22 protein-coding genes are annotated in these 26,024 nt (G+C 38.5%); 3 read left to right on the forward strand and 19 right to left on the reverse strand.

What is annotated here, in order from left to right; translation table 11 throughout:
- Window positions 1-10: 10 nt before the first annotated feature.
- Window positions 11-2,707 (forward strand): PD-(D/E)XK nuclease family protein, encoded by a 2,697-nt coding sequence (locus KRODI_RS05560; RefSeq protein WP_013750604.1) that lies wholly within the window; start codon window positions 11-13, stop codon window positions 2,705-2,707.
- 283 nt (window positions 2,708-2,990) lie between these two features.
- On the forward strand, window positions 2,991-4,214 hold the full coding sequence (locus KRODI_RS05565; protein ID WP_013750605.1) for a site-specific integrase: 1,224 nt from the start codon (window positions 2,991-2,993) through the stop codon (window positions 4,212-4,214).
- A gap of 163 nt (window positions 4,215-4,377) precedes the next feature.
- On the opposite strand, the gene KRODI_RS05570 is transcribed toward KRODI_RS05565, so the two are convergent.
- The 6 genes from KRODI_RS05570 to KRODI_RS05595 all read right to left on the reverse strand — a co-directional run bounded on the left by KRODI_RS05570 (window position 4,378) and on the right by KRODI_RS05595 (window position 8,477).
- A complete protein-coding gene (locus KRODI_RS05570; RefSeq protein ID WP_013750606.1) occupies window positions 4,378-4,695 on the reverse strand; it encodes a DUF6730 family protein in 318 nt (105 codons plus the stop codon).
- Window positions 4,692-5,561, reverse strand: coding sequence for a relaxase/mobilization nuclease domain-containing protein (locus KRODI_RS05575; RefSeq protein ID WP_013750607.1), 870 nt, complete (start codon window positions 5,559-5,561; stop codon window positions 4,692-4,694). The genes KRODI_RS05570 and KRODI_RS05575 overlap by 4 nt, the downstream gene beginning before the upstream one ends.
- On the reverse strand, window positions 5,558-5,854 hold the full coding sequence (mbpA, locus tag KRODI_RS05580) for a mobilization protein MbpA (protein WP_013750608.1): 297 nt from the start codon (window positions 5,852-5,854) through the stop codon (window positions 5,558-5,560). The genes KRODI_RS05575 and mbpA overlap by 4 nt, the downstream gene beginning before the upstream one ends.
- A gap of 80 nt (window positions 5,855-5,934) precedes the next feature.
- Window positions 5,935-6,792: a toprim domain-containing protein gene (locus KRODI_RS05585; RefSeq protein WP_013750609.1), complete on the reverse strand. Its 858-nt coding sequence runs from the start codon at window positions 6,790-6,792 to the stop codon at window positions 5,935-5,937.
- Window positions 6,793-7,032: 240 nt separating this feature from the next.
- Window positions 7,033-8,217 carry a VapE domain-containing protein gene (locus KRODI_RS05590; RefSeq protein ID WP_013750610.1) on the reverse strand — a complete coding sequence of 395 codons (1,185 nt, stop codon included), beginning with the start codon at window positions 8,215-8,217 and terminating at the stop codon, window positions 7,033-7,035.
- Window positions 8,218-8,228: 11 nt separating this feature from the next.
- Entirely contained in the window at window positions 8,229-8,477 is a 249-nt protein-coding gene (locus KRODI_RS05595; protein ID WP_013750611.1) for a helix-turn-helix domain-containing protein, read from the reverse strand.
- 182 nt (window positions 8,478-8,659) lie between these two features.
- Between KRODI_RS05595 and KRODI_RS05600 the strand changes: the two genes are divergently transcribed.
- Complete coding sequence (locus tag KRODI_RS05600) at window positions 8,660-8,863, forward strand: hypothetical protein (protein WP_013750612.1); 204 nt, start codon at window positions 8,660-8,662, stop codon at window positions 8,861-8,863.
- 195 nt (window positions 8,864-9,058) lie between these two features.
- Here KRODI_RS05600 and KRODI_RS05605 read toward each other — a convergent pair whose 3' ends face one another.
- The 13 genes from KRODI_RS05605 to KRODI_RS05665 all read right to left on the reverse strand — a co-directional run bounded on the left by KRODI_RS05605 (window position 9,059) and on the right by KRODI_RS05665 (window position 26,018).
- Window positions 9,059-11,023: a heavy metal translocating P-type ATPase gene (locus KRODI_RS05605; RefSeq protein WP_041295630.1), complete on the reverse strand. Its 1,965-nt coding sequence runs from the start codon at window positions 11,021-11,023 to the stop codon at window positions 9,059-9,061.
- A gap of 11 nt (window positions 11,024-11,034) precedes the next feature.
- Window positions 11,035-11,241 carry a GDCCVxC domain-containing (seleno)protein gene (locus tag KRODI_RS15720; RefSeq protein ID WP_013750614.1) on the reverse strand — a complete coding sequence of 69 codons (207 nt, stop codon included), beginning with the start codon at window positions 11,239-11,241 and terminating at the stop codon, window positions 11,035-11,037.
- Window positions 11,225-11,833 carry a mercuric transport protein MerTP gene (gene merTP, locus KRODI_RS05610; RefSeq protein ID WP_013750615.1) on the reverse strand — a complete coding sequence of 203 codons (609 nt, stop codon included), beginning with the start codon at window positions 11,831-11,833 and terminating at the stop codon, window positions 11,225-11,227. The genes KRODI_RS15720 and merTP overlap by 17 nt, the downstream gene beginning before the upstream one ends.
- Before the next feature lie 59 nt (window positions 11,834-11,892).
- Window positions 11,893-12,306, reverse strand: a complete 414-nt coding sequence (locus KRODI_RS05615; RefSeq protein ID WP_013750616.1) for a Fur family transcriptional regulator — start codon at window positions 12,304-12,306, stop codon at window positions 11,893-11,895.
- The gene (locus KRODI_RS05620; protein WP_013750617.1) at window positions 12,299-12,940 is read right to left on the reverse strand and encodes a cation diffusion facilitator family transporter; all 642 of its coding nucleotides are present in this window, start codon (window positions 12,938-12,940) and stop codon (window positions 12,299-12,301) included. The genes KRODI_RS05615 and KRODI_RS05620 overlap by 8 nt, the downstream gene beginning before the upstream one ends.
- 5 nt (window positions 12,941-12,945) lie before the next feature.
- Complete coding sequence (locus KRODI_RS05625; protein WP_013750618.1) at window positions 12,946-14,172, reverse strand: efflux RND transporter periplasmic adaptor subunit; 1,227 nt, start codon at window positions 14,170-14,172, stop codon at window positions 12,946-12,948.
- Between the two features lie 5 nt (window positions 14,173-14,177).
- On the reverse strand, window positions 14,178-18,623 hold the full coding sequence (locus tag KRODI_RS05630) for a CusA/CzcA family heavy metal efflux RND transporter (protein WP_013750619.1): 4,446 nt from the start codon (window positions 18,621-18,623) through the stop codon (window positions 14,178-14,180).
- Between the two features lie 568 nt (window positions 18,624-19,191).
- Window positions 19,192-20,922 carry an efflux RND transporter periplasmic adaptor subunit gene (locus KRODI_RS05640; RefSeq protein WP_013750621.1) on the reverse strand — a complete coding sequence of 577 codons (1,731 nt, stop codon included), beginning with the start codon at window positions 20,920-20,922 and terminating at the stop codon, window positions 19,192-19,194.
- Window positions 20,923-20,926: 4 nt separating this feature from the next.
- Complete coding sequence (locus KRODI_RS05645; RefSeq protein WP_013750622.1) at window positions 20,927-21,418, reverse strand: DUF305 domain-containing protein; 492 nt, start codon at window positions 21,416-21,418, stop codon at window positions 20,927-20,929.
- A 24-nt stretch (window positions 21,419-21,442) separates the two neighbouring features.
- Window positions 21,443-22,150, reverse strand: coding sequence for a PepSY domain-containing protein (locus tag KRODI_RS05650; RefSeq protein WP_013750623.1), 708 nt, complete (start codon window positions 22,148-22,150; stop codon window positions 21,443-21,445).
- Window position 22,151: 1 nt separating this feature from the next.
- Entirely contained in the window at window positions 22,152-22,736 is a 585-nt protein-coding gene (locus tag KRODI_RS05655; protein ID WP_013750624.1) for a DUF2911 domain-containing protein, read from the reverse strand.
- Window positions 22,737-22,755: 19 nt separating this feature from the next.
- Window positions 22,756-25,482: a heavy metal translocating P-type ATPase gene (locus KRODI_RS05660; protein ID WP_013750625.1), complete on the reverse strand. Its 2,727-nt coding sequence runs from the start codon at window positions 25,480-25,482 to the stop codon at window positions 22,756-22,758.
- Window positions 25,479-26,018 (reverse strand): ion channel, encoded by a 540-nt coding sequence (locus tag KRODI_RS05665; RefSeq protein WP_013750626.1) that lies wholly within the window; start codon window positions 26,016-26,018, stop codon window positions 25,479-25,481. Before KRODI_RS05665 ends, KRODI_RS05660 begins: the two co-directional genes overlap by 4 nt.
- Window positions 26,019-26,024: the final 6 nt, after the last annotated feature.

A 26,024-nucleotide genomic window follows, 5' to 3' on the forward strand; every position in this document is an offset into this window, starting at 1 on the left:
ATTTTAGACTATGCAAACTTTTATTGACGTAGTACTTGATAAAGAACAAGGTTCTGAAAACGAGAATATCATTTATATCCTTCCTAGCCGACGTGCTGGTAATACATTAACAAAAAAAATAGCTTCTCGAGCTATCACTACTTCATTTGCTCCCAAAGTTTTTTCAATAGAAGAATTTATTAGTCATGTTACCGGTTTAAAATCTGCAAGTAATATTGACCTAATATTTATCCTATTTGAAAGCTATAAAGAAGTCGTATCTAAGGAAAAGCTTGCCGATTTCCAGACGTTCTGTGGATGGGCCCAATCCATTTTAAGTGACTTTAACGAGATTGACAGATTTCTCTTAAATCAGTCAGATGTGTTTAATCATCTAAAGGATATTAAAGAACTCTCAGATCACTGGTCTTCCTCAAAGAATGAATTAGTACTCAACTATATAGATTTTTGGAATAGCTTATTTGACATCTATACGGTCTTTTGTTCAAAATCATTAGATAAAGGTGCGGTACATCAAGGTTATGTCTACAGACAAGCTGTAGAGACTATAGAGCACTATATACATTCGTCACCTAATGTTAGACATGTGTTTATAGGATTCAACGCTCTAAATACTGCTGAACAACAACTCATCCAAGCTTTACTCTCAGAGGGCAACGCAGAAATATACTGGGATACCGAAAAATCATTTTTAAATAACCCCTTTCATGAGACTAACTCGTTTGTAAAAAACTATAAATCAAAATGGTCATACTATAGCTCAAATCCATTTAACTGGACCTTTGACAATTACAGCTCTCATAAAAATATCGCTACATACGCATGTTCTCAAGATATTTTACAAGCTAAAACATTAGGAACCATTCTTTCTAAAATCTCAAGTCAAGAACTATCTAACACTGCGATTGTATTAGGAGAGGAATCTCTTTTATTACCCGTTCTTAATGCCTTGCCTCGCACTATACAAAAGGTGAATATTACTATGGGGTTACCTTTGAGCAAGACACCCACAGCTTCCTTTTTTGACCAGCTTATTACCTTAAAAAAGAATCCTCATAAAAATGGTTATTATTTTAAGGATGTTTTAAATATTCTTCGCAATCCATTATCTGTTTCGCTGTTAGGGTCACAGACAGAGTATTTAGAGCATGAAATTATAACTAATAATCTTATATTCATTAGTGTTCCTCGGCTTGCTGAGCTTAGCGGTGATAGCGCAAATACTGTTTTCAATTTGCTATTTAAAACTTGGAATGAAAACCCTAAAGATGCTGTGATAAATTGTATACGTATCATAGAAGCACTGAGGGAGTTATTTGATACTGGTAACAACACACTACAGCTTGAATACATTTATGGTTTTTACGTAGCATTTAATAAGCTCAAGCAGCTTATGGATGCGCAGGATCATATTAAAGATATACCAACGTTCATTCACTTTTATAGAGAAATATTATCGTCAGAAACTATTGATTTGAGAGGTGATCCTGAGCAAGGTCTTCAGATTATGGGAGTATTAGAGTCAAGGGTTCTTGATTATAAACATGTCATTATAACCTCTGTAAATGAGGGAATATTACCTTCTGGTAAAAGTCAGAACTCATACATCCCTTATGACTTAAAAAAGCTCTATAATTTACCTACCTACTCAGAGAAGGATGCGGTTTATGCATATCACTTCTATCATTTATTACACAGAGCATGCACTGTAGATTTATTATATACAACACATAGTACTGGTTTAGGTAGCAGTGAAAAAAGTCGATTTATAAGACAAATAGAAGAGGAAGGTATACACAATATAAAGAAACACGTCGTTACTCCATCTACAATTAAGATTGAAGAGCGATTGCCTCACATTCCTAAGGACACAGCTATTATTGATTCTCTTAAGAACCTATTTAAAAAAGGTATTTCACCCTCTGCGCTCACGACGTACTTGAGAGATCCTATCGTGTTTTATGAACGATATGTTCTCGGCATCAATTCGAGCAATGAAGTAGAAGAAACTGTGGCAGCAAATACCATGGGTACCATAGTTCATAATACACTTGAAGAATTATATAAACCCCACGTAGAACAACAATTAACTGTTACCATCATTGAAGAATTACTTACAATGATAGAAGTTGAAGTTCGCAACCAATTTAAACTAGTATATGGTCTCAATCATATCACTGAGGGTAAAAATAAGATTGTCTATGCGATAGTAACTCGTTATGTTGAGAATTACCTCAAAAGAGAAAAAGGACTCCTTAAAAAGGGTGATATAGTAATTATTAAGTCTGTAGAAGATGATTTAAGAAACATACAACTTACAGAGGATATATTTTTAAGAGGAAAAGTAGACTTAGTAGAACAACGCAATGGCAATGTTAATATCGTAGATTATAAAACTGGAAAAGTAGCACAGAAGGATTTAAACCTCTCTGCCTTTAATGATTTACTATTGCCAGAAGGGAAGTTTGAAAAAGCTTTTCAAGTATTGATGTATGCTTACATGCTTAGCAAGAAAAAACCACTCGATTTCCCAGTAAGCGTTGGTATCATATCTTTCAAAAATTTACAATCAGGATATCTTCCATTTCGATATAATAAAAATGAGCAGGTCACAGAGGATACACTTTTGGAGTTTGAAGTAGTTTTAAAATCCCTTATAGCAGAGATACTCAATCCAGAAATTCCATTTGCACAAAGAGAGTTGTAGGGCATTTATGCTTTCGCAAAAGCGTAAAAACCAACAATATTGCAAATAAAAAAGGCATTTACAGAAACCCTGTAAATGCCTTTATATCTTGGTGGAGAATACCAGATTCGAACTGGTCACCTCTTGCCTGCCAGGCACACGATAACCATCTCAATTAGTTTCAAAACATAACATAATTTACTGAATATCAGTATTTTAATTAATTTTGTGCACAATTGATATCTTTTAATATCAGATATATGCGTGCAAATTGCGTGCAAATTTTTATTACCTTTAGTTTGTAATGAATACAAACATAAAAATATCATTGGATACGAGGAGGCAGAAAAAAGATTCCTCCTACCCAATTATTTTAAGATTGACTCACTTTCGAAAAACAACCTCAATAAGCTTGGGTCATTCCGTCCAGAAAGAGTTTTGGGATGATAAAAATGAGAAAATCAAGCGTGCATTCAAGGGGACAAATTCAGTTAGTAAATTAAATAATCAGTTTTTAAAAGAAAAGGCTCGGGCAGTAGACATCATCGACGCTTTGAATGAAAAAGAAGAACTTGATCATTTATCAATTGTTCAACTCAAAAGCAAGATTGTAAAAATTACGTCTTATGAGTCTTTTTTCGTATACGGAAAAATGCTCGTGGACGAAATGAAAGCAGCAGACCGTTTTGGAAATGCCAACACCTATTATGCTGTTATAAAGGTGCTTGAAAAATTTACTAATGGCAACGATCTCAAATTCAACGAGATCAATTATGACTTTTTAAACAAATTTGAAAGATGGCATTATTCAAGAGGAAATTCAGTGAATAGTCTTTCAACATATATGAGAACAATAAAAGCCATTATAAATGTAGCAATCAGATCTGATGTCCTATCTAAAGATGCTTATCCTTTCACAAACTATAAAATTAGAACAGCTCCAACCGAAAAAAGAGCTCTTGATATCAATAGTTTAAAATCCATAATGCTCCTGGATCTTGAGGAATCTGACAATCTCTTTCATTACCGCAATTATTTTTTAGCCTCATATATGCTCTATGGTATTTCGTATATGGATCTGGCATTCTTAACAACTGAAAATATTATTGATAATCGCATTAAATTTCAAAGAAAAAAAACAGCTAAGCCTTATGATATAGGTATAACTGAACAATTAGGGAAAATACTTTCATTCTATTTAAAAGATAAGAGTAGCACGGATTTTATTTTTCCAATCATAAAAAGAGATACATTCGAACTTCAGTATAAAGATGTGTTGTGGGCTCGAAAGAGATATAATAAAGGTTTGAAGCAAATTGCAATAAAATGCAAAATTAATCAACGCCTATCCTCATACGTATCTCGTCATAGTTTTGCAACTCAAGCAATGCTACAGGACGTACCATTACAAGCTATATCAGCGATGCTAGGACACAATCGGTTATCAACTACTCAAATTTATCTAAAAACCTTACCCAATGAAATATTAGACAATTACAACAGAAATCTAGTTGATATACAACTTTAAGAAAAAAGGAAGTTTTACTATTGAATTTTATGATTCTCCTTTAATCAAATTGATAGCCCCCAAATCTACCAAAACTTACCTGCGCGTGGTTCCTGTGCTGTTTTTATAGTGTTCGGGTTGATAAGCGTGAAGTAAAAACAGCATAGGGCGCACTTATGGGTGTTCAATGAAACAGCAATAGGTAGCCTATTAAAAATGCCATTGAAAGAAAAAGAAGTAGCGTCAAAACAATCAACCAGTTAGGATATAGTTTTGCCGACTTTATTCTATTATGCATATTCTCTAATTGAGTTTGTTGCTCATTTGATCTTTCGATTACAATTTTCAAATGTTCACTTAATAATTTCTCGATGGCAGAGCTATCTGCCTTGACACGAACATCCTTCAGGTTTTCAGAAACTTTCTCAAGCCTGTCTATTTGTTCCTTAAAGGTTTCTAGTTCCTCAACAAGTAATTGTGATATGGTTTCCAGTCGTGTCATATTCCCATTCCTATTTGAATTGATTTTTTGATTGCTTTTGTGATCAGCTTCTTCCCTATTGCCGTAATAAGATTTGTTGACAGTGGAAGTGAAACTCCTTTAAGTAGAATACTATTAGTACTTTTATTGATTACATTTTTATAAGTATTACTGTCTATAGCCGAAAGCAATTTACCTCCTGACATCGAGCGATGAACTTCACTCGCTTTAAAGCTTTGACCTTTATATTCAAAACGAAATCCTTGTAACTGTTTTGATTTGTTGATGCTAGGAATCACTTTGACCTTTAGTTTGTTCATTGCTTTGATATACTGATCCAAGTTTTTAGGCTTTACCTTTTCTAAAGTATCGTTATGGATATTTCGAATCTGCTGTCGAATCTTTTTTGATTCCAAAGCTTTGGTCATTTGCACCTCTTTTACTGTGGTCAGCCCGAGTTTCTTTGCAGTCCGTTCTGCAGCGAGCTGGCTTCTTTTGCCTATAAAGCTATCGTTGTACGCCTTTCCATTAAGGTCAATCCTATTAACATAGAGGTGGATATGTTTGTGTGCCTTGTCCAAATGAACAAATGCAATGGCCTGCCGATCTCCAAGTTTCATCTGCTTCATAAAATTAGCTGTGATTTCCTTGAGAGAATGCCTGTCCAATTTTTGGCCATCTTCTATTGTGGGGCTGATTATAAAACTGAGCGTGTTGCGCTTACAATTGCAATTGAGGGCTTGAACACTTTTGAACTCCGCAGTGACTTCTGTAGGATCTTCTGAGGTGAGCAGATGTGAGTATATCGTCTCCGCACCTTTTTCTTTATCCTTGCCGTAAGCAATGGAAGCCCTAGTGCTCGATATGGAGGTTGCCTTTGCAATCATCCCGTAATCTTTTTAAGGTGAAGTCTAATTTCATTGGCCAGGTTCACTACTTCGTCAGAGAGCTTTGGATTATTCTTTTTGTACATATTCCCAATTCGCTTAAAGTTGTTATGATATTGCACCATCATCTTATAGATGGATATATGCTCTTCGCTCATACGCTCGGTGAGTTGCTTTTCCATCAGGGTATCTCTACAAAAAGCGCTCAAAGTGGTTCCCGCCTGCTTCGCTTTTACTGCAAGCAATCGCTTCTCGTAGACGGTACATCTAAATTTTATAACGGCTCTTTTCATTCCTTAAAAACTTTGCGACCTTCGGGAGCAAAGCAAGATTTGTGGCCACAGGCACACATCTTGCTTTGCTTCGCGCTGTGTCATTTTACCCTGTTCACGATCCAATCATTGAGGTCATGATAATCAGTGTATAAATCAGATCTGTCTATTGTATTTGTATGCCTGTTCAATAATTTTGAGGTTGCCTTTCTGCCAGCTTCATCCCTGTCTAGATAGAGTGCTACATTTTCAAATTCCCTTATGATCGGAAATGCTTTCTCCAAAAAGGAAATGGAATTAAGAACCAATATTGACGCCTCCTTTAAATAGTTCAGTTCCTCTTTGACCAGTGAAAGCAGGTCGAACATTCCCTCAACCACGGCCAGATTTTTACTTCCTTTTTTCAAGATTAGGGTTATATCCTTTGGGGACGAACCGTTCTTACAGTATGCATTTCTCAGCTCCCATCCCTCTGACCGGTTTTTCAGACCGATGGAATAATAGGATCGGCCAGACCATACATAATGAACCTCTCTGCAATATCTTTTTGCGATATTTATTGGGATTTTCCGCTCACTCAAATACGTTATCAAATTTGAATTTTCAATCTCTTTGACCTCTGTAATTTTTAGCTTTCGCGAAAGCGTACTACTCAACTTTAGAATGGGCGCTGTTGTTTGAAAATCTAAGTGTTTCAAAAAATAAAGTGCAGTTCCTACTGAACACTCTTTAATCTTACAAACCAAATCGATACAATTCCCGCCAATGCCTTCTCCGTGATCGTACCACCTGTTGAGCGAAAGAGAAACTTTGAAGGATGCTTCTGTTTCTGACCGAAATGGACTCAGGTACCAGGCTTCCCTTTCCGACTGGCGTTTTGGAAAGTGTCCTAGAACAGCCAACATCTCTACAATAGAGATATCGCGGGCTTCCTTACAGGATAGTTTTATAGTTTTCATCTGTGAATAGTTTAAAATTGCTAAAACATCTTACCATCTTACCCAGCCTTTTGTTTACAGGGGTTGATGGTTCTTAGGACTGTTTTTTCATCTTACCCATCTTACCACAGTTGTGTGGTAGGTTAGGTAGGTTTGTGGTAAGATGGTTATTGAACATCCTACCACAAATGGTGTTACTGGTTATAGGACTTTAGAAAATTTGTGGTAGCATGGTAAGAGGATTTGCTCTTTTTTCTTTCATCAGCCTATTTCATAGGGCGAGTCCTTAAAGTTCCGTTTGGCCAGATAGCCATAGATTCTTCGCTTGGGATGTTTGACCCTCTGGTATCCAAACCCCGAAAGCGCACGGCCCAAGTTGACCTGGCTGATCCTAATGTTGAGACAGTTCAAACTCACCATAATATCCGTGGCGGTTACAAAATCCTTCTCTTGATCTGACTTCAAATAGTATTTGGCGATGAGTTCCTGTTCGGTGGTCATTTTAGTATACCGCTGGTTGCGCTCTTCGTTCTCATTTACATCTTGGACGGTAAGTTCTGGGTTGAAACTTTTGTCGCTATACGCTAGATGGTACGCTTGTGTCCAAACGTTTTTGATATCTAGGTCCTTTTTATAGTCAAAGTTGATGGGTTGCATCAGCTCAAAACAGAGCCATCTCACGGAACCCGTTTCGTCATTGAGAAAAGAGGACATATTGGTCGATCCCATAAACGAGCAGATTCTGGGCAGGATGGTGTTCTTTCTGTCATATGGTAATCTTTCGTTGATAAACGTTTTTGAGAAAAAGGCCTTTAGCGCATTCACATCGTTCTTTGAGAGTACCGCAAGCTCATCAAGGTTATAGAGAAAATTCCGGCACAACTGGATACGTGCATCCTTATCGCTATTGATATCCTCGGCCATATACTCTGACAGCTCTGGCGGGCACAGGAAACGGCACCAAGTAGATTTACCGGAACTCTGCCCGCTATGGCTTATGATAAGTGCCTGCTTATTAAAGTAACCGGGTTCCAGGGCACACTTTATGGCACGCACCAACCATTTCTTAAAATGATAAACAAACGCTTTATTGTCATACACCGGCACGTAGGATGCTAGTTTACCGATGTGGTCAAACCCATCCCAGGCACTTAGGGATTCAAAGTACTCTCTAATCGGATTATATTTAGGGATGAGTTCAGACTTGATGAGGATTTCCAGCTTTGAGGTGCTGATGTCGATCCCAGCTTTGGTGAGCTCGATAATAAGTGAATTGAGATTGATATACTGCCATTGTTTCTTTCCTCGCATCGAAATCTGGAAATCGTGGGAAATCTCATTATAGTAGATGTCATATTTTTCCAGAAGGTACTCTATGGTATAATCATAGATGGTCTTTTTCTTAGGGTCTGTAACTGTGTAGAGCTGTGAATGGATCGCTTTCATAACCTTTGCAATTAGCCGTCCGTATGATGAAGTTTCTGCTCATTGCGCAGTAACCATCTGTCTATCTTTCTACGTTCGAAGTAGATCATTTTCCCGTTGGGTTTGGAGTGTGGGATCTTGCCCGAGGCGGTCAGTTTGTAGAGGTAGCTTCTGGATATTCCGGTATAATCACAGGTTTCCTCAAGGGTAAGTACTTCCTTGCTTCCTATCAATAATTTTTCGAGACGGTCCAGCCGTTCGAGTATCAAAAAATTGTCCATTTGATTTGTTTTTTAGATTACAAAATGGACAAAAGCGCTTTTGTCTTTCCCTTAGTGGGAAGTGTGCAGTAAAGGTAAAAGAACGGACCTATGGAGCAGTAAAAAAAGGCAATAGTTATTCACAGATAACTTCAAATCAGTTAGTTGTATCAAAGAGTAATAAAATCATTCAAAATTAATGAGTGAAAATTTCAATTAATTTTATTTGGGATGATTTGATAGAATTTGAAAATGTGGTAGAAATATTACTAACAGGAGAAAATTGGGTTATCAACACTTCAAAAAGCTTAAAAGGGGAAAAATCAGGGATAATAAACGCAGGTTTTAGTATGATTTTTTTTAGCGAACGCTATCTCAAAGTTCCTTCTAGGTTAAATATGCTATAGTCTCTAGTCAGCCATTTCTATTTTCACCATCCTTTTAACTTTGAGATTGTGTTCAAGATTTTGTGAGTGAAGCTCTTTTCTTGGAATGGAGCTTTTTCTGCGGAATGAAAGGGGAAGGGCTGGAGCGGAATCAATCACATAATAGAAAGCCCCCTAAAATTAAGAGGCTTGAAATACTATTTTAAAAGAAAGACATTAATCCCACTTCATTTTCTGTAATCGCACAGCATTGAGAATAGCGAGCAGTGCTACACCTACATCTGCAAAGACTGCTTCCCACATTGTGGCGAGACCACCAGCGCCTAATATTAATACAATAACTTTCACGCCAAAGGCAAGTATGATATTTTGCCAAACAACCCGACGTGTAGAACGGCCTATTTTTATCGCTCTTGAGATTTTACTGGGTTGATCTGTTTGTATAATAACATCTGCGGTTTCAATAGCCACATCGCTACCAAGACCGCCCATCGCGATTCCTACATCACTAGCCGCAAGTACAGGCGCATCATTAATACCATCACCTATAAAAGCCACCTTAGTATCTGGTTGCTGTTTTAATTTTTCCACCTCATTGAGTTTGTCTTCTGGAAGCATTCCACCTTTTGCCCAGTCGATGCCTAATTCTTTTGCTACTTCTTGAGTGATAGAATCCTTATCTCCAGAAAGCATAATAATCTTATCGATTCCTGCTGCCCTTATTTCTTTGATCGCTTGATGCGCATCGTCTTTCAATTCATCGGCGATTGTTACATAACCTGCAAATGCGCCATCTATACCTACCATCACTATAGACTCAACAATGTTGTCTGTTTCTGCTGGAACTTCTATCTGATGTGCTGTCATCAATGCTTTGTTCCCAACTAAGACTGTTTTTCCATTTACGCTACCTTTCAAACCTTTACCTGCAATTTCAGAAACGTCTGTAGCATTATAATCTGCTCCTTCAGCCTTATATTCCATAATGGCTATTGCTATTGGATGCGTGGATTGCTCTTCCATTGCCATTAGGTATTTCATAAATTCTGCTTTCGCGAAAGCGGAACCAGTAACAATTTCTTTAATCTTAAATACTGCTTTAGTGACCGTTCCCGTCTTATCCATCACTACGGTATTAACTTGAGTCATTGCATCGAGAAAGGACGCACCCTTAAAAAGAATACCATTACGTGAAGCAGCTCCCAAACCACCGAAATAACCTAGCGGTATCGAGATAACCAAAGCACAAGGACACGAAATCACGAGGAATATCAATGCACGATATAACCAATCTCTAAACACATAATCATCTACAAAAAAGTAAGGAAGAAACGTCAGGCCGATGGCAAGGAATACAACGATAGGCGTATAAATCCGAGCAAATTTTCTAATGAACAATTCCGTTTTTGATTTTCTAGCAGTTGCGTTTTGCACCATATCGAGAATACGTGCAATGGAACTGTCCTTAAATTCTTTTGTTGTTTCAACTTCAATAACTCCATCGAGATTAATACTTCCAGCAAAAACACTATCGCCTTTAGCAATAGTATCAGGTTTGCTTTCGCCTGTCAAGGCAGCAGTATTAAAAGAACCCTTTTCAGAAAGCAGAATACCATCTAGTGGGACTTTTTCGCCTACACGTACCTGTATCTTTTCGCCAATTTCAACTGTCTCGGGATTTACTGAAACATAATCGCCATCACGATAAACTAATGCCTCATTTGGTCTTACATCGAGTAGGGCTTTTATATTTCCTTTTGCACGGTTAACAGCCGCATTCTGGAAGAGTTCGCCCACAGCATAAAACAGCATTACGGCTACCCCTTCTGGATATTCTCCAATCGCAAATGCACCCAAGGTGGCAATGGACATTAAGAAAAATTCTGTAAAGACGTCTCCACGCATAATACTTTTCCAACCTTCTTTAATAACTGGAAAACCTACAGGTAAATAAGCAATGGTGTACCAAACAATCCGTACCCAACCTTTAAAGGCTGGAATGGCATCAAAATAATCAACAGCTATGCCTAGAATAAGCATTACAAAGCTTACTATCGCAGGGATGTACGTTTTAAATGCACTTCCATCTCCGTGATCGTGATTGTGACCATCATCGTGAGAATGTTCGCCTTGATGTTCTTTTGGGTCTATGTCACGTAAGTTTACTTTTTTCTTTTTCATCTTATTTTGTGTTAGCAACAACTTTTGTTTTGTTGAATTGGTGGACAAGGAACGGTTCCGTATGAGCAATACACGCAGCAATCTCCTTCCTTTGGTTTGAGAACTATTTTACAATCCTTACATTCATAAAAGAACTGACAGGCATTTGTTGGCATATTTTCTTCTTTTTTATAACCACAGGCTGGGCAAGTGATTTCCGATTTAAATATGGTTTGCATCAATTTTATTTTTATCAGTTACTTTATAACCTGTAGCATTAATTGCTTTCTCAATTTCCGTTTCGTTCGTTTTAGTTTTATCATACTTAATAATTGCGTTAGCATTTTCGTATGATGTTTTTGAATTTACAATTCCGTTGAGTTTATTTACTTCGTGGTTTACGTGTGCTTCACAACTGGCACAGGTCATACCGCTTATTTTATACTCTGTTGTTTTGATATTTGAGTTATTAACTATTATGATTTGTTTTTCGGTTTTTGGATATAACATACTTGAGTAGTATGGGAAAGCCAACATCACAATTGCAAATGCCGTTACAATACCTAAAAAGGTTTTTGAATACATAAATTTTGGTTTTTCATCCGTTTCACATTCGCAGTCTATTTCTTTTTCTGGTCTCAATTTTTGATACCAAGCAAACAGAAGAACTAATATTGTTAGCCCTATTAAGTAAGGTCTAAATGGTTCTATCCAAGAAAAAGTTGAAGCTACACCACTTGTTCCTGCAATTAATGCCAGAACAGGTGTGATACAACACAATGAAGCTGTGATTGCTGTTAGGATACTTGTAACCGCTAGTTTATTTTTCATTTTAGTTAATTCGTTAAGTACAAAAATGCAAAAAATAGTTGCGCAACTGTTGTGCAATGTCAACTACTGCACTTTTCACAAACACCTGTCACAACAAGATTTACATCTTCGGCTACGTAGCCATCTGGAAGGTTGATGTGTGGTATTTTATGTTCTGTCAAGCAAACAGTTTCATCACAATTACTGCAATGAAAATGCAAGTGTAAATCTTGATCTATCTCGCAATTGCAACCTGGCTCACAAAGTGCGTACTTAGTGATACCGGTACCATCTTCTATTTGGTGTACAATACCGTTCTCTTCAAAAGTTTTTAATGTTCTAAAGATGGTAGATCGTTCCGCTTTCGCGAAAGCGGTCTCTATATCAAGCAAAGCCAGTGCAATCTTTCGTTGAGCCAGATATTTGTAGATCAAAATGCGCATTGCGGTAGGACGCACCTTATGATCGCTCAATGTTTTTTCTATTTCAGTCATTTTTCGCGATGTTATAATTGATGTTTCTGGCTTTGTTGTAGGCTTCCCAGCCTTCTTTTGCCGCATAGGGCACGATAAGCAATGCTGCCACAGGGTCTGCCCACCACCAGCCTAACCAATTGACCAATAGTAAACCTATAAGTACGACCACGGTCTGGTACAAGCAAATAAAGGTATCCTTGGCATCGGCCAGTAAGGCAGGACTGTCCAGTTTCTTTCCATATTTTCTTTTGAAATAGATCAGGATAGGATTTACAACCAGGGAAACCAATAATATGATCAGTCCCATCGTACTCCAGTTTGCAGTTTCTTGATTTATAAGTTTTGTAATGGAGTCATACGAAATGAAAACACAGATGAGCGTAAATGAAATTGCAATTACATTAAGAGTAACTTTTTGTCTTCGTTTTACTTTTTCTTCATCAATACCTTTAATCTCGCCGTGTAGTCGCCAGCCTAATGTTCCCGCACTTACGACTTCAATTGTGCTGTCTAATCCCCAACCAATCAATGCCGAACTATTGGCCGTAAATCCTGCTATAAGCGAGACCACTACTTCAATAGCATCATAAATAACGTTCCAAATCTGTAGTGTTCTGGCTTGTTTAAGATTATTTTTTCTTGTCTTATCCATAGTAATTAATGTTCGTGTTCAGTTTCTCCCTTTTTCATTTCTCCCATCAGGTAATAGGCATTGTTGAATGCAAAACGTGTGTTAGGATCTGGGGTTTCAAAAAAGCGTATGGCTATCCAGTCGCCATCTTTCTCGCCTGTTGTAACCTCTACTGGTTTAAAACTCCAAGCATCGCCTTCTTTTTGCGCTGTAAATACATAATTCTTTCCAGCTTCTGTAACTATGGCACTTTCAGGTAGTGCAGTAGTCTGTTGGTAATCAACTTCAATTTTACCTTTTATATACATACCAGGGATAAGACCACCTCCTTTATTCTCAATTTCAGCGTGAACGTGAACCGCTTTTGGATCTTGCTCAAAAGTTTGACTAACCGAATAAATTTCGGCTTCCAGCTCTTTTCCTGGCCTCGATTGAATACTGAAACGTACTTTTTGGCCTTTCTTCACTTTGTCCACATCTTTTTCAAAAACCATTAAATCTGCGTGCACGTGGTCTGTATCTACTATTTGCATTAAGTTGGTCTGTGGCTCCACATATTGCCCAGTCTTTATAAATACTTTTTCTACGACACCTGCTATGGGACTGCGCAATGCCACACTCTGATAGATTGTACCATTGCGCACACCACTCGTATTGATGTTGTACTGTCGCAACTGCGCTTCAAGCCCTTTTACCATTGCGGTAGATGACTGATAGTCTGCCGTTGCTTTTTGGAAATTCATTCCTGATGCTACACCAGCTTCATAAAGTCTTTTTTGACGTTCATATTCCTGTTTCAGAAATTTACTATTGCTGTAAGCGTTCAAATAATCTGATTGAATCTGGATGATGCTGGGATGTGATAAATAAGCCACCGCTTGATTCTTTTTGACTTCGTCTCCTTCTATAACCTCTATGGATGCCACATTTGCTCCTGCAAGCGCGGTAATATTTGCTTCGTTTTGCGGTGGTACTTCCAGCGTACCGTTTGCTTCTACATAACCACTCATATTGCGTTGCGCGAGCGTGTCAATTTCCATTTGTAAGGCATCAAACTGCTGTGCCGTGAGCATTACTTCTTGAGCTTCGCCTTCGTTAAGGTTTTCTTGACCGGTCTCACCCTCAGAATTGTTTTCTTCTGTATCAGAATGGGTGGCTTCATCGTGGCCATCTTCAGATTTTGTGTCGCCACAGCTGAGTAATGTCAATGCAAAAAACATTACGGTAATCGGTATATATTTTATCGTTTTCATCTTTTTTAGTTTTGGAAATATTGTAAATCAAACAGGGCTTCTAAATATTTATCAAGTGCATCGAGCGCGTCCATTTCGGTCTGTATGGCATCACGTATTATTTGCGTGAATGCTGCATAATCCAGCGCTCCTTCTTTGTATGCCAGCAATGCACCTTTGCGCTGGTCTATGGCAAGTGGCAAAGCTTCGGTTTTATAGAAAAACCAGGTATCCCGCCATCGTGCATAATTTTGTTGTGCCTGTATGAATTGCGATTGTAGCTCACGCTGTTTAAAGGCTGCATTGGTTTCTGCAATCTGTGCATCGAGTTTAGCAGCCTTTGCACGACTACGGACAGGTCCAGAAAACAGTGGTATGGAAATCCCAGCTTGATAGGTATAAAAACCACTATCGCCATTGACACGTTGCAGGCCACCTTGCAGATTAAACTGGGGCAGTAAATTTGCCCTTGCTGCGTCATAGCTTGCTTGTGCTTCGTCTATACGCTTTCGCGAAAGCGATAACTCAGGATGATCATTCAATGTATTATCAGACTCTAAAATTGAAATTTCACTAGCTCCCAATTCATCAGAAACGCCGTACATCGCATCTGGTGTCAACCAAAGGTTGAGCTTTTGCAAGGCGATGAAATAGTCTGTTTCTGCCTGCTGAAACTTATTGTTAATTTGTAGTGCTTGATTGCGCGCAGCAGCATATTCCAGTCTTGAAATGGCTTCCACTTCATAATTGAGTTCTACAGATTGTGCAAACTGATCATAAATGCTGTCCAGTTCTCGGTACAAAACAAACTTCTTCTTTGCCTGAAAAGCTTCTGACCAGGCCTTTTTGACTTCCCGTTCTATCTGGATTTCCGAAAGGTCAAGAGCTGTTTCGGCTAACTGGATGCGTTGTTGTTGCAAACGTTTTTTAGCACCTATTCCCAGTAGATCAATATTTTGTTGACCGATACCTATCAAGGTATAAATACCCTGACCATCTGCCACTTCTTCGCCACCCGTAAAGATCTGTATACTACCGAAGTCGTAGGCATTGCCTGAGAGTGCATTCTGTCTTTCGATTTCGAGTTGGCTTGCTTTGAGTACAGGATAATTTTCTTTGGCAATTTCTACAGCTCGTGATAATGTGATGGGCGTGATGCTGTCCTTAGCAATGAGATCTTGCACAGGTGCTTGTGATTGTTGCGCTCTCCCTTCGACTGCGCTCTGGGCAGGCGCGAAAGCGGTGCCACCTAACATAAAACCAACTATCAAAATCGTAGTCAAGCCTTGCGGATTAAACGAACCAATCTTATTCTGCTCTTTGCGCTCGCGTCTCTTTTCTATAAAGGTATATAGTACGGGAAGCACGACCAACGTGAGCAGCGTAGCTGTAAGCATTCCACCGATAACTACCGTAGCGAGCGGCTGTTGGACTTCTGCACCGGCCGATGTGGAAAATGCCATTGGTAAAAAGCCGAAAATATCAGTGGTGGCCGTGAGCATAATGGGACGAATACGTTCTTTAGTCCCTTGAAATATTCTATCCTTTATACTTATCACACCTTCTTCTTTTAAGGAATTAAATCGGTTTATAAGTACCAGTCCGTTAAGAACTGCAACACCAAATAGCACAATAAAGCCGACACCTGCCGAAATACTAAATGGCATATCCCGCAACCATAGGGCAAACACACCACCGATGGCCGCCAAGGGAATCGCTATGTAAATCATTAGCGATTGTGAAAAGGATTTTAAGGCAAAGTACAGCAGTATAAATATTAAAAACAGGGCGATGGGCACAACGATTATCAAACGATCCTTTGCGCTTTGTAGATTTTCAAACTCGCCACCATAGGTAATATAATAGCCTGATGGCAAGTCCAGTTCTTCATCTAATTTTTGCTGAATATCTTTTACTACAGACTCCACATCCCTGCCTCGGGCATTTACACCTACATACGTTCTTCTATACGTATTGTCACGTGAGATTTGCATAGGTCCAGGGACATATTCAATCTCGGCTATTTCGATAATGGGCACCTGACTACCATCCTTAAGATCAATATACATATTGCGCAGGTCATCAATACTTTTTCTATGACTTTCATCAAATCGTACAACAAGATCAAATCGCTTTTCGCCTTCAAAGATGACTCCAGCGGTTCCTCCAGCAAAAGCGGTACTTACGTAATCATTTACTTTTTGAATATTCAGTCCGTATTGCGCCATTTTATCACGCCTATATTTTACGGTCATCTGTGGTAATCCAGCAGTACGTTCTGCACTTACATCGCCAGCGCCAGGAACGGTTTGTATAATAGCCGCCATTTCCTGAACTTTTTCTGATAAAACCTCTAAATCCTCGCCATACAGCTTTACAGCAATATCCTCTCTTACGCCTTCTAACAGCTCGTTAAATCTCAATTCAACCGGTTGGGTAAAAACTAAATTCACACCCACCAGTTCATCATCCAGTTTATCTCTTATAGCATCTATTAAACCTTCTTTAGTAGAAACTGTTGTCCACTCGTCCATATCCTTATTAAGGATAATGTACATATCTGCAATATCCATAGGCATAGGATCTGTAGGAATATCTGCAACACCTATACGAGCAGTTACCGTCTTGATTTCAGGGAAACTTTCTAATAGGATGGTTTCTATTTTCTTGGAAACTTCAATAGATTCTGTTAGCGAACTTCCTGGTCTTATAAGTGCCTGCATTGCTAAATCTCCTTCATCAAGCTGTGGTACAAATTCTCCTCCCATATTAGAAAATATGAATCCAGCGATAACAAGTAGTACGGTAGCAGCTGATAAAACGATAAACTTCAGTTTAAGAGCACCTTTTAATAAAGGCATATATGCACTATGAATAGCACCTATGATTTTATCACTTATCTTTTCGAGCCTGCGCTCAAATTTGCCAAACCAATTTTTGGTGTTTTGTACTGGTTTCATAAAAAGTGCTGCCATCATAGGAACGTACGTAAGACATAGAATGATGGCACCTATCATTGCAAACCCAAAGGTGTATGCCATAGGTTTAAACATTTTACCTTCTACACCAGTAAGAAAAAGTATAGGTGTAAAAACAATGAGAATAATAATCTGTCCAAAGAACGCAGAACCCATCATCGTGCTTCCGGCATCATAGGCAACTTTATCCATCACTCCTTGATTGAATTTTAGCTTACCAGACCTAATCCGTTTTTGGATCTCATACACCGTTCCTTCAATAATAATTACAGCACCATCTATGATGATTCCAAAATCTATTGCTCCCAGACTCATCAAGTTTGCCCATACATTAAACTGCTTCATAAGAATAAAGGCAAAAAGTAAGGACAATGGTATCGTAGTAGCAGTTATGATTCCACCTCTTAAACTACCCAACAATAGGACAAGTGCAAAAATCACAATCAATGCACCTTCCAGAAGATTGGTTTTAACTGTATCGGTGGTTCTTGCAATAAGCTCACTACGATCAATTATTGGGGCGATAGTCAGACCATCTGGTAGAGATTTTTCAATTTCTGCCATACGATCCTTTACATTTTGAATGACTGCATTAGGATTAGAGCCCTTGAGCATCATTATCATACCGCCCACAGCTTCTTTACCGTCTTGTGTAAAAGCACCATAGCGTACTTGACTCCCAAAATGGACGCGCGTTGCCACGTCCCCAATAGTAATAGGAATGTTGCCCTCATTAATAATGGAAATATCCTTAATGTCTTCCAAAGAGCGAATTAGACCTTCACCTCTTATAAAATTTGACATTTTATTTTTCTCTATATAAGCGCCACCAGTATTTACGTTGTTCTGTGAGAGAGCCTCATACACTTGTGAAATGCTGATACCCATACTGTTTAACTTCTCTGGATCGACAGCAACTTCGTACTGCTTAATGCTACCACCATATGAGTTAACTTCTACCACACCTTCCAGTAAAGTAAGTTGTCGTTTGATAACCCAGTCCTGGATGGTACGCAGTTCCATAGGCGAATATCTGTTTTCAAATCCTTTCCCTGGTTGAATTGTGTATTCATAAATTTGGCCTAATCCTGTGGAAATGGGACCCATAGATGGACTTCCAAATTTTTCAGGTATAGATTCTCCAAGTTCGTTGAGTTTTTCCCCTACCAGTTGTCTAGGAAGATAGGTTCCCATATCGTCTTCAAAAACGATGGTTACTACAGAGAGCCCAAATCTTGAAATGGATCTAATTTCAGTAACACCAGGTAAATTACCCATAGATAGCTCTACGGGATAGGTTACGAACTGTTCGATATCTTCCGTTCCCAGATTAGGCGATTGCGTGATGACCTGCACCTGATTATTTGTAATATCTGGTACAGACCCAAGGTTTACTGTTGCCATTGACCAAATACCAACTCCTATAAGAGTCAACGTGAAAAGACCAATGATAAATTTGTTATTGATTGAAAAATCAATGATTCTATTAATCATAGATTAATGTATTAATTCAGTTAAAAAAATGAGTTTACGCTTTCGCGAAAGCAAAAACATAGTTGAGTATTCCTATTAGGAAAACTTCAAAAAAGGATATAGTTGTCCTATTAAAACTGAATTATGCCCGTGGTGGCTGGAAAAGAGATTCCAGATATCTGGAATTAAATTGATAAGAATAATGTGAATATGTCGCTCTTTCTTTAAAAAGAAGAGGCTTTAAGGCTAACGCGTTAGAAGGCGTTAAAAAAACTGTAGGATGACAGCATTGATGGTGTGAATGTACTGGTACACTATCATCGTGCGAGCCGTCGTGATGGTCTTTATTATCTGCTTGATCACTGAAAATTACCTCTACTACATATTCATAAAAGGTATCTCCACCATACTCTTTATGCATTTGATAATGTGATATAAAATGTGAGAATTTCTCTATTTGTTCACATATTTCCATATTGGCCGTTATTCCTTGAAAAAGGAATAACATTGACATTGATATAGAATAAAATGCTTTCATTAATTATACAAAGATAAAAGAATAATGATGCAATTGAGTTGCAAAGGGATTTTACAACGAATCAATCACACTACCACAGGTCAACATCGCATCGCCGTAGTATGGGTTTTTTATTTTTTCTTCGGTGCTTAACCATACCGCGCCTTTATTGTTATTTGCCATTGGGCATTTTTGGACATAGTAATTTGTTGTGTTTTCTATGTTCATAGCAATAGGCACAACGTTCTCATTAAGTATCACAAAATGTGCTCGCTGGTTTTCCAGATTTTCATTGGTGGCAATAGCATCCAGCATCTCGATACTTTTCGTAAGATGTTGCTTTTCCATTTTGCCTAATTCCGTTATAGATATTTCCTTTAATTTTTTTGATGTCGCTTTCGCGAAAGCGGAAACCTGACCAGCATCGCTTGCCACAAAGGCATCTTTCATTTTAAGATATGATGGTATCGCTTTGTTGAAATCAGAGCTAAACGCATTACTGAAACTCATTTCCATATCGTCCATCATAGCTGATTCGTCCTGCATCATTTGCTGATTCATCATCGATTTCTTACCCTGCAATTGCGCAGCTGCATCTACTGTAAACGTTCCATTAGTTACTATTTCATCGCCATTATTCAGTCCAGCCGATACTTGGTAATTTTCGCCAAAGCGATTGCTCAAGGTTACTTCACGCATTTCAAAAACAGGTTCGTTAGGATTGGTTTTTAAATATACCAATGAACGCTCACCCGTCCATAGTACGGCACTTGCTGGTACAGAAAGGGTTTTTTCCATAGTTTGGGTTGCACCTTTTACCTTACCTGTCACAAACATTCCTGGCTTAAATAGGTCGTTTCGATTTTTTAAGGTTGCACGCACCGTTACTGTACGTGTGGCATTGTTAAGCATAGGGTCGATGAAAGAGATAGTTCCTTCAAATTCCTTATTGAGATAGGCATTGGTCGTAATGTTGATTTTTTGTCCAATCTTAAATTGTGCAATCTGATTTTCATAACTATCAAATTCTGCCCAAACAGAATTAAGATTGCTCAATTTCACAATAGGCTGTCCTTGGTTTACATAATCGCCCTGCGCTGACATTACTTCTGAAACAGTTCCCGAAACGGTTGCATAAATCGGGAAGTTCTCACGTACGCTGCCACTTTCTTCAATTGCATTGATTTGTTTTTCTGAAAGTTTCCAGTTTTTGAGTTTATTGCGCACAGCTTTGTATAACGCTGGTTGCGATTCTTTTAGCGATGCTGCGGTAATTAATTCCTGCTGTGCCGCGACAAGGTCTGGCGCGTAAATGGTTGCCAGTAACTGACCACGCTTTACTTGCTGACCTTCATAGTTGACATTAAGTCGTTCTATCCTACCTTTAAAATAACTGGCTTGCACGGTATTATTTTCTTCGTTTGCAGCTATTTTTCCCGAAAGGGATATCATCCCATCATCATCGCTTGTTTGTGAATTCCCCACGATAGTAGTCTGAATATTTGCCAGCGCCATTGCGTTTTCGGTCATTTTAATCTCGTTTGCCGCAAGACCTTCAGCACCAGCTTCCGCAGGGATTAAGTCCATTCCACATATAGGGCAATCGCCAGCTTCGGGTTGCATTATCTGTGGATGCATTGAGCACGTCCACATCTGGTCTGCACTCTCGCCAGAGTGGTCGTGTTGATCAGACATTTCAGACATATCCTTATTTGAATCACTTGACCCATTTCCAAAAATGAGCCAGCCTGCGCCCAAACCTATGATTACAGCTATTGCTATATATAAAATGTTCTTATTCATAATCTTATTTTTCGTTTTCTAGACGTTCAATCATTGCTTTCATCTCTGCAATTTCCTTACGTTGTGCCTTAATAATATCTTCTGCCAGTTTTTTTACTTCTGGGTCTTCAATATCTGCTCGTTCACTTGTTAAAATAGCAATGGAATGGTGTGGTATCATTGCTTTCATCCAAAGTACATCGCCCACAGTGGATTTTTGGTCGCGTACTAGTCCTAATGCTCCCAAAAACAATATAACACTACCTGCGAGAATTGCAATATTCTTTTTCTTGTCTTTATACATATTCAGCATAAATAACAACATAATAACAGCCATAGTAGCTATTCCTAGACACACCATATAAAATCGTGTAAGACTGAACCACACGTGGTCAAACTCGTAGGTATTTAAATACATTGTGATGTACATTGCTATAAATGATGACCCTAGCATAAGGAAGAATTTAGTGTATTGGCTCATTCCTTTGTTCTTGTTTTCGTGTTCGTTTGAATTCATAATTTTTGGTTTTTTTGTTATTAATTATTTAATCTTCTTTTTTAGTTTTCTGATTGATGGGGAACTGATATAACACAAAACGAAACCACTCAATACGGTTATCAATCCCAAAAGTGAAAATGCCCTTAACAACAACGTGTTGAAATTATCCCTTCCCTGATAATCCATTGTATGGGTCATCCAAAGAAAATCAAACCAGCGCCAATCCCTGTGTCTCACCGTTTGAAAAGCGCCATTTTCAACCGCCACATAGGCTTTTAAATTTTGTGGTGTCTCATATGAGATTTCATAAGCTGGAAGTGGGCGACCGCGATATTCGTGATGTGGCCCAACAGAATCGACTAATTGAATTTGTGCCATATCCAAATTGCCCAACATATACCTATTTGCAACTTGTTGTGCCTCTTCTTTAGAAATTCCATTTTTCCTTTGTCCCGTTCTTGCATTATAAAGCTGTGCTTCATTAATCCAATAATAAGGCTCATTTGCTATTTCCAGTAGTTCCAAGGATTGTACGGGTTCTTTTGCAGCAAGTTGGGATGTGCCGAGCAAATCATTAAAAGAGGTCTGCACAGGTGCCGATTTCTTAAAATGGTCACCGTGTATCTCGTCAATGTCCGTCCAGCTGAAATACATCCCGCTAATCGTCCACATCAGAAACTGAATACCTAAAAAGATACCCAAATAGCGGTGCGTTTTTCTAATCCATTTCGCTGTTTTTCTGTTCACCATTTTACTTTATTTCAAAAGGAAATTCAATCGTGACTTTTTCCCAACTCATTGAGATTGTCCCTGAAGTCTCTGTTGTTTTGTTTACTTTATACTCTAAATGTTCCTTGATGTCTTCGGAAATTTTAGGTGTCACTTTAAATCGTAATACATCTTCATTTTCAGTATAATCGTCCTTACCGTGTTGGTTCCAATTCCTGTTGAAAATTACAGTCCATTCTTCTTGATTCGGAATTACAAAAAATCCATATTTCCCAGCTTTCAATTCTTTACCGTCAATTTCTAAATCCTTATTTGTTTCCAACCAAGTAGCCATATGGGCACCAGCCTGCCAGACTTGGTCATAAGCCAACAGTCCACCGAAAATAATTCTATCCCTTACACCTGGCGACGAATAATCTATATGAATATGTGCATCGCCTATCATCGCCATTGCCGATGTATGTGGACTTAGTGTTTTTTTGTTCTCAGACTTAGGTTCACTTTGGGTATGATTGTGTTCTGTCTCTATTCCGGAATTGTTCTTTCCTTCGTTTTTACATCCGCTGACAGCAACTACCAATAGGATTATCAAAATTTTATATTTCATAAGTATTCATTTAGTTAGATTATATGTTTTTACTTTTTAAACGTAATGAGTTGGCAATTACCGATACAGAACTAAAGCTCATTGCCAAAGCCGCAATCATTGGGGATAACAGTATTCCGAAAAATGGATACAGCAGTCCTGCCGCAATCGGTATTCCTAATGTGTTATAAATAAGTGCAAAGAAGAGGTTTTGCTTAATATTGCGCATTACTACGTGACTAAGATTACGTGCCTTTACAATGCCGTGTAAATCGCCTTTAACCAAGGTAATGGCAGCACTCTCGATAGCAACATCCGTTCCCGTGCCCATTGCGATACCTACATCACTTTTAGCCAATGCAGGTGCGTCATTAATACCATCACCTGCCATTGCAACTACTTTACCTTGCTCTTGTAATTTCTCGACTTCCTGCAACTTATTTTCTGGTAGCATACTTGCTTGAAAATCTGCAAGGTTCAATTCATCTGCAACAGCTTTTGCCGTATCGTGATTATCGCCCGTAAGCATTATGACTGCAATTCCCTTATTCTGCAAATCCTTTATAGCTTTTGCGCTCGTTTCCTTGATTTTATCGCCTATGACCACGTAACCAGAAACTTTACCATCAATGGCGAGATAGGAAACCGTCTTACCTTGCTTTTGATAAGATTTCGCTTCGTTTTCCATCACTTCGGTAAGCGTGGCATTCGCCTGTTCCATCATTTTGGCATTTCCTAAAGCCACTTCTTTTCCGTTTACTTTCCCTTCAACACCTTTTCCAGTAACCGAATTGAAATTATCAGCTTTTAAAAATTCTGCGTTTTGTTCTTTTCCATATTTTACTGTTGCTTCCGCCAAAGGATGTTCACTTTGGCTGTTAAGGGATACAATGTATTGTAGCACTTCGCTTTCGCGAAAGCTTTCATCAAAAGAACCCACTTTTTCAACCGTAGGTTTTCCTTCGGTAATAGTTCCAGTTTTATCAACGATTAACGTGTCAACCTTGTCCATTTTTTCGAGTGCTTCGGCATTTTTGATGAGCACCCCATTTTGTGCGCCTTTGCCGACACCTACCATTACTGACATTGGTGTAGCAAGTCCCAAAGCACACGGACAGGCGATAATCAATACGGCGATTGCATTGACCAAGGCATAAACATAGGCTGGTTCTGGTCCCCAAATTGCCCAAACACCGAATGTTACGGCAGCGATTATGACAACGACAGGCACGAAATATCCCGAAACGGTATCTGCTAATTTCTGAATTGGCGCACGGCTACGACTGGCATCATTGACCATCTGTATAATTTGGGATAACAATGTGTCAGAACCAACTTTTTCAGCTTTCATCAAAAAGGATTGGTTACCATTGATTGTTCCGCTACTTACTTTATCATCTATTGATTTGTTTACGGGAATAGGTTCGCCCGTAATCATCGATTCATCGATGGAAGTTTCACCTTCGGTTATTACACCATCCACAGGAATCTTATCGCCCGGCTTTACACGCAGAATATCATTTAATTCAATTTTATCGATGGCTACTTCCTGTTCTTCACCATTTACGACCTTTACAGCCTTATTAGGTGCTAATTTTAAAAGTTCCTTGACCGCTGAATTTGTCTTACTATGCGCACGAGCTTCAAGCATTTGACCAAGTAGCACCAAAGTTAGAATCACCGTAGCCGCCTCAAAATAGACGTGAACCGTACCCGCTTCGGTCTTGAATTGGTTAGGGAAAAAATCGGGAACGAGCATCCCGAACACACTAAATAACCAAGCTACACCTGCACCAATGCCGATGAGCGTAAACATATTAAGGTTCCACGTTATGATACTGCGATAGGCACGTTCAAAGAACATCCAAGTGGCATAGAAAACCACAGGTATTGAAAGAGCAAATTGAATCCAATTCCAATATTTCAGTTCCAAAATATCGTAGAGTGGATTTTTGGGCAGCATTTCGGACATTGCGATGATAAAAATGGGCAATGTGAATGCGACCGCTATCCAGAACTTTTTTAGCAGTTTTTTATAGGTTTTTTCTTCTGCGGACAAGTCGGGTTCCATAGGGACCAAATCCATTCCGCAAATGGGACAGCTTCCCGGTTCGTCTTTTACGATTTCGGGATGCATCGGGCAGGTATATTGCGTGTCGGAAGTAACCGTTAGGTTAACTTCTTCAACCAAATCCATTCCGCAAACAGGACAGTCGCCTGGTTGGTCATAGGTTTTATCGCCCTCGCAATGCATCGGACAATAGAACGTTCCCGTTCCTTTGCCTTTGGGTTGTGGTTTTTGTTTTTCGACTTCGGTAGTGTGACGTTGTCCAGCTTTATAAATAGTGTAGGTATCTCCATCGTTTTTTAAAACCTCCTGAAAAGTTTCATACGGAATGATACTTTTCATATCTATGAAGGCTTCAGCTTTTTCTAAATCGACGGTAACATCTAAGACACCGTCAACTTGTGATAAAGTCTTTTCTACGTGTGCTCTGCAACCATTACACGTCATACCATTTATGGGATAAGTGCGCGTTTTGATTCCATCAGGTTTGATTGGATGTATATGATATTTAGCCTTTCTCTCTTGGACCGCATTTTCAAATTCTTCAATTTCAATGTGTTGCTCCATCTCAATGGTAGCCGTTTGATTTTCAAAATCAATAGCTACGTCTGTAACTCCTACAACATCTGATAACGCACTTTTTACCGTTCTCAGACAACCTTTACAAGACATTCCTTGTATTTGATATGTGTGTTTCATTCTTGATTTATTTTAATCTGATTAACATTTGCGATTCCAAAGACAAGCACAAAGAATCGCAATCCCACTTCCAAAATCACTGTCGATTTAGCCACTATAGAAACTGGAACTATATCTCCGTATCCAACAGATGAAAATGTTATAATACTCAAGTAGAAATACTCAAAGAACACCGTCCAGATAGAACTATTTATATCATAGTTGCTCTTAAAATTATTGTCATCTATGAGGTGTAATGCTGCGAAGTCGCTTGCAAAAGAAAAGATGATTAAACCTATTAATAAGGTAAATAGAACAAGTACGTGACTAAGTAAATGGCTTTGACTTATAATTTTTACAAGTTGGCTGAAAGAAAGATGCACAATGAAGAATATTTTTACAACAGTAAGCATAAATACCATCCATACATTCCAATTATACTCAATGTTAGAAATAAGACCTATATCTACAAATGCAACTACCAGAATTACAGCTATTGTAAGTCCAGCTTTGCGAAAAAGCTGCTTGTAAAATGAGTCTATTTTTTCTAGTTCCATTTTTAT

It is taken from the genome of Dokdonia sp. 4H-3-7-5 (assembly GCF_000212355.1).
In the GTDB taxonomy this organism is placed as follows: Bacteria; Bacteroidota; Bacteroidia; order Flavobacteriales; family Flavobacteriaceae; genus Dokdonia.

Excerpts from the sequence above, each read along its gene's own strand:
- KRODI_RS05560 (WP_013750604.1), top strand. The coding sequence starts at position 11 with ATGCAAACTTTTATTGACGTAGTACTTGATAAAGAACAAGGTTCTGAA.
- KRODI_RS05565 (WP_013750605.1), top strand. The coding sequence starts at position 2,991 with ATGAATACAAACATAAAAATATCATTGGATACGAGGAGGCAGAAAAAA.
- KRODI_RS05570 (WP_013750606.1), bottom strand. The coding sequence starts at position 4,695 with ATGACACGACTGGAAACCATATCACAATTACTTGTTGAGGAACTAGAA.
- KRODI_RS05575 (WP_013750607.1), bottom strand. The coding sequence starts at position 5,561 with ATGATTGCAAAGGCAACCTCCATATCGAGCACTAGGGCTTCCATTGCT.
- mbpA (WP_013750608.1), bottom strand. The coding sequence starts at position 5,854 with ATGAAAAGAGCCGTTATAAAATTTAGATGTACCGTCTACGAGAAGCGA.
- KRODI_RS05585 (WP_013750609.1), bottom strand. The coding sequence starts at position 6,792 with ATGAAAACTATAAAACTATCCTGTAAGGAAGCCCGCGATATCTCTATT.
- KRODI_RS05590 (WP_013750610.1), bottom strand. The coding sequence starts at position 8,217 with ATGAAAGCGATCCATTCACAGCTCTACACAGTTACAGACCCTAAGAAA.
- KRODI_RS05595 (WP_013750611.1), bottom strand. The coding sequence starts at position 8,477 with ATGGACAATTTTTTGATACTCGAACGGCTGGACCGTCTCGAAAAATTA.
- KRODI_RS05605 (WP_041295630.1), bottom strand. The coding sequence starts at position 11,023 with ATGAAAAAGAAAAAAGTAAACTTACGTGACATAGACCCAAAAGAACAT.
- KRODI_RS15720 (WP_013750614.1), bottom strand. The coding sequence starts at position 11,241 with ATGCAAACCATATTTAAATCGGAAATCACTTGCCCAGCCTGTGGTTAT.
- merTP (WP_013750615.1), bottom strand. The coding sequence starts at position 11,833 with ATGAAAAATAAACTAGCGGTTACAAGTATCCTAACAGCAATCACAGCT.
- KRODI_RS05615 (WP_013750616.1), bottom strand. The coding sequence starts at position 12,306 with ATGACTGAAATAGAAAAAACATTGAGCGATCATAAGGTGCGTCCTACC.
- KRODI_RS05620 (WP_013750617.1), bottom strand. The coding sequence starts at position 12,940 with ATGGATAAGACAAGAAAAAATAATCTTAAACAAGCCAGAACACTACAG.
- KRODI_RS05625 (WP_013750618.1), bottom strand. The coding sequence starts at position 14,172 with ATGAAAACGATAAAATATATACCGATTACCGTAATGTTTTTTGCATTG.
- KRODI_RS05630 (WP_013750619.1), bottom strand. The coding sequence starts at position 18,623 with ATGATTAATAGAATCATTGATTTTTCAATCAATAACAAATTTATCATT.
- KRODI_RS05640 (WP_013750621.1), bottom strand. The coding sequence starts at position 20,922 with ATGAATAAGAACATTTTATATATAGCAATAGCTGTAATCATAGGTTTG.
- KRODI_RS05645 (WP_013750622.1), bottom strand. The coding sequence starts at position 21,418 with ATGAATTCAAACGAACACGAAAACAAGAACAAAGGAATGAGCCAATAC.
- KRODI_RS05650 (WP_013750623.1), bottom strand. The coding sequence starts at position 22,150 with ATGGTGAACAGAAAAACAGCGAAATGGATTAGAAAAACGCACCGCTAT.
- KRODI_RS05655 (WP_013750624.1), bottom strand. The coding sequence starts at position 22,736 with ATGAAATATAAAATTTTGATAATCCTATTGGTAGTTGCTGTCAGCGGA.
- KRODI_RS05660 (WP_013750625.1), bottom strand. The coding sequence starts at position 25,482 with ATGAAACACACATATCAAATACAAGGAATGTCTTGTAAAGGTTGTCTG.
- KRODI_RS05665 (WP_013750626.1), bottom strand. The coding sequence starts at position 26,018 with ATGGAACTAGAAAAAATAGACTCATTTTACAAGCAGCTTTTTCGCAAA.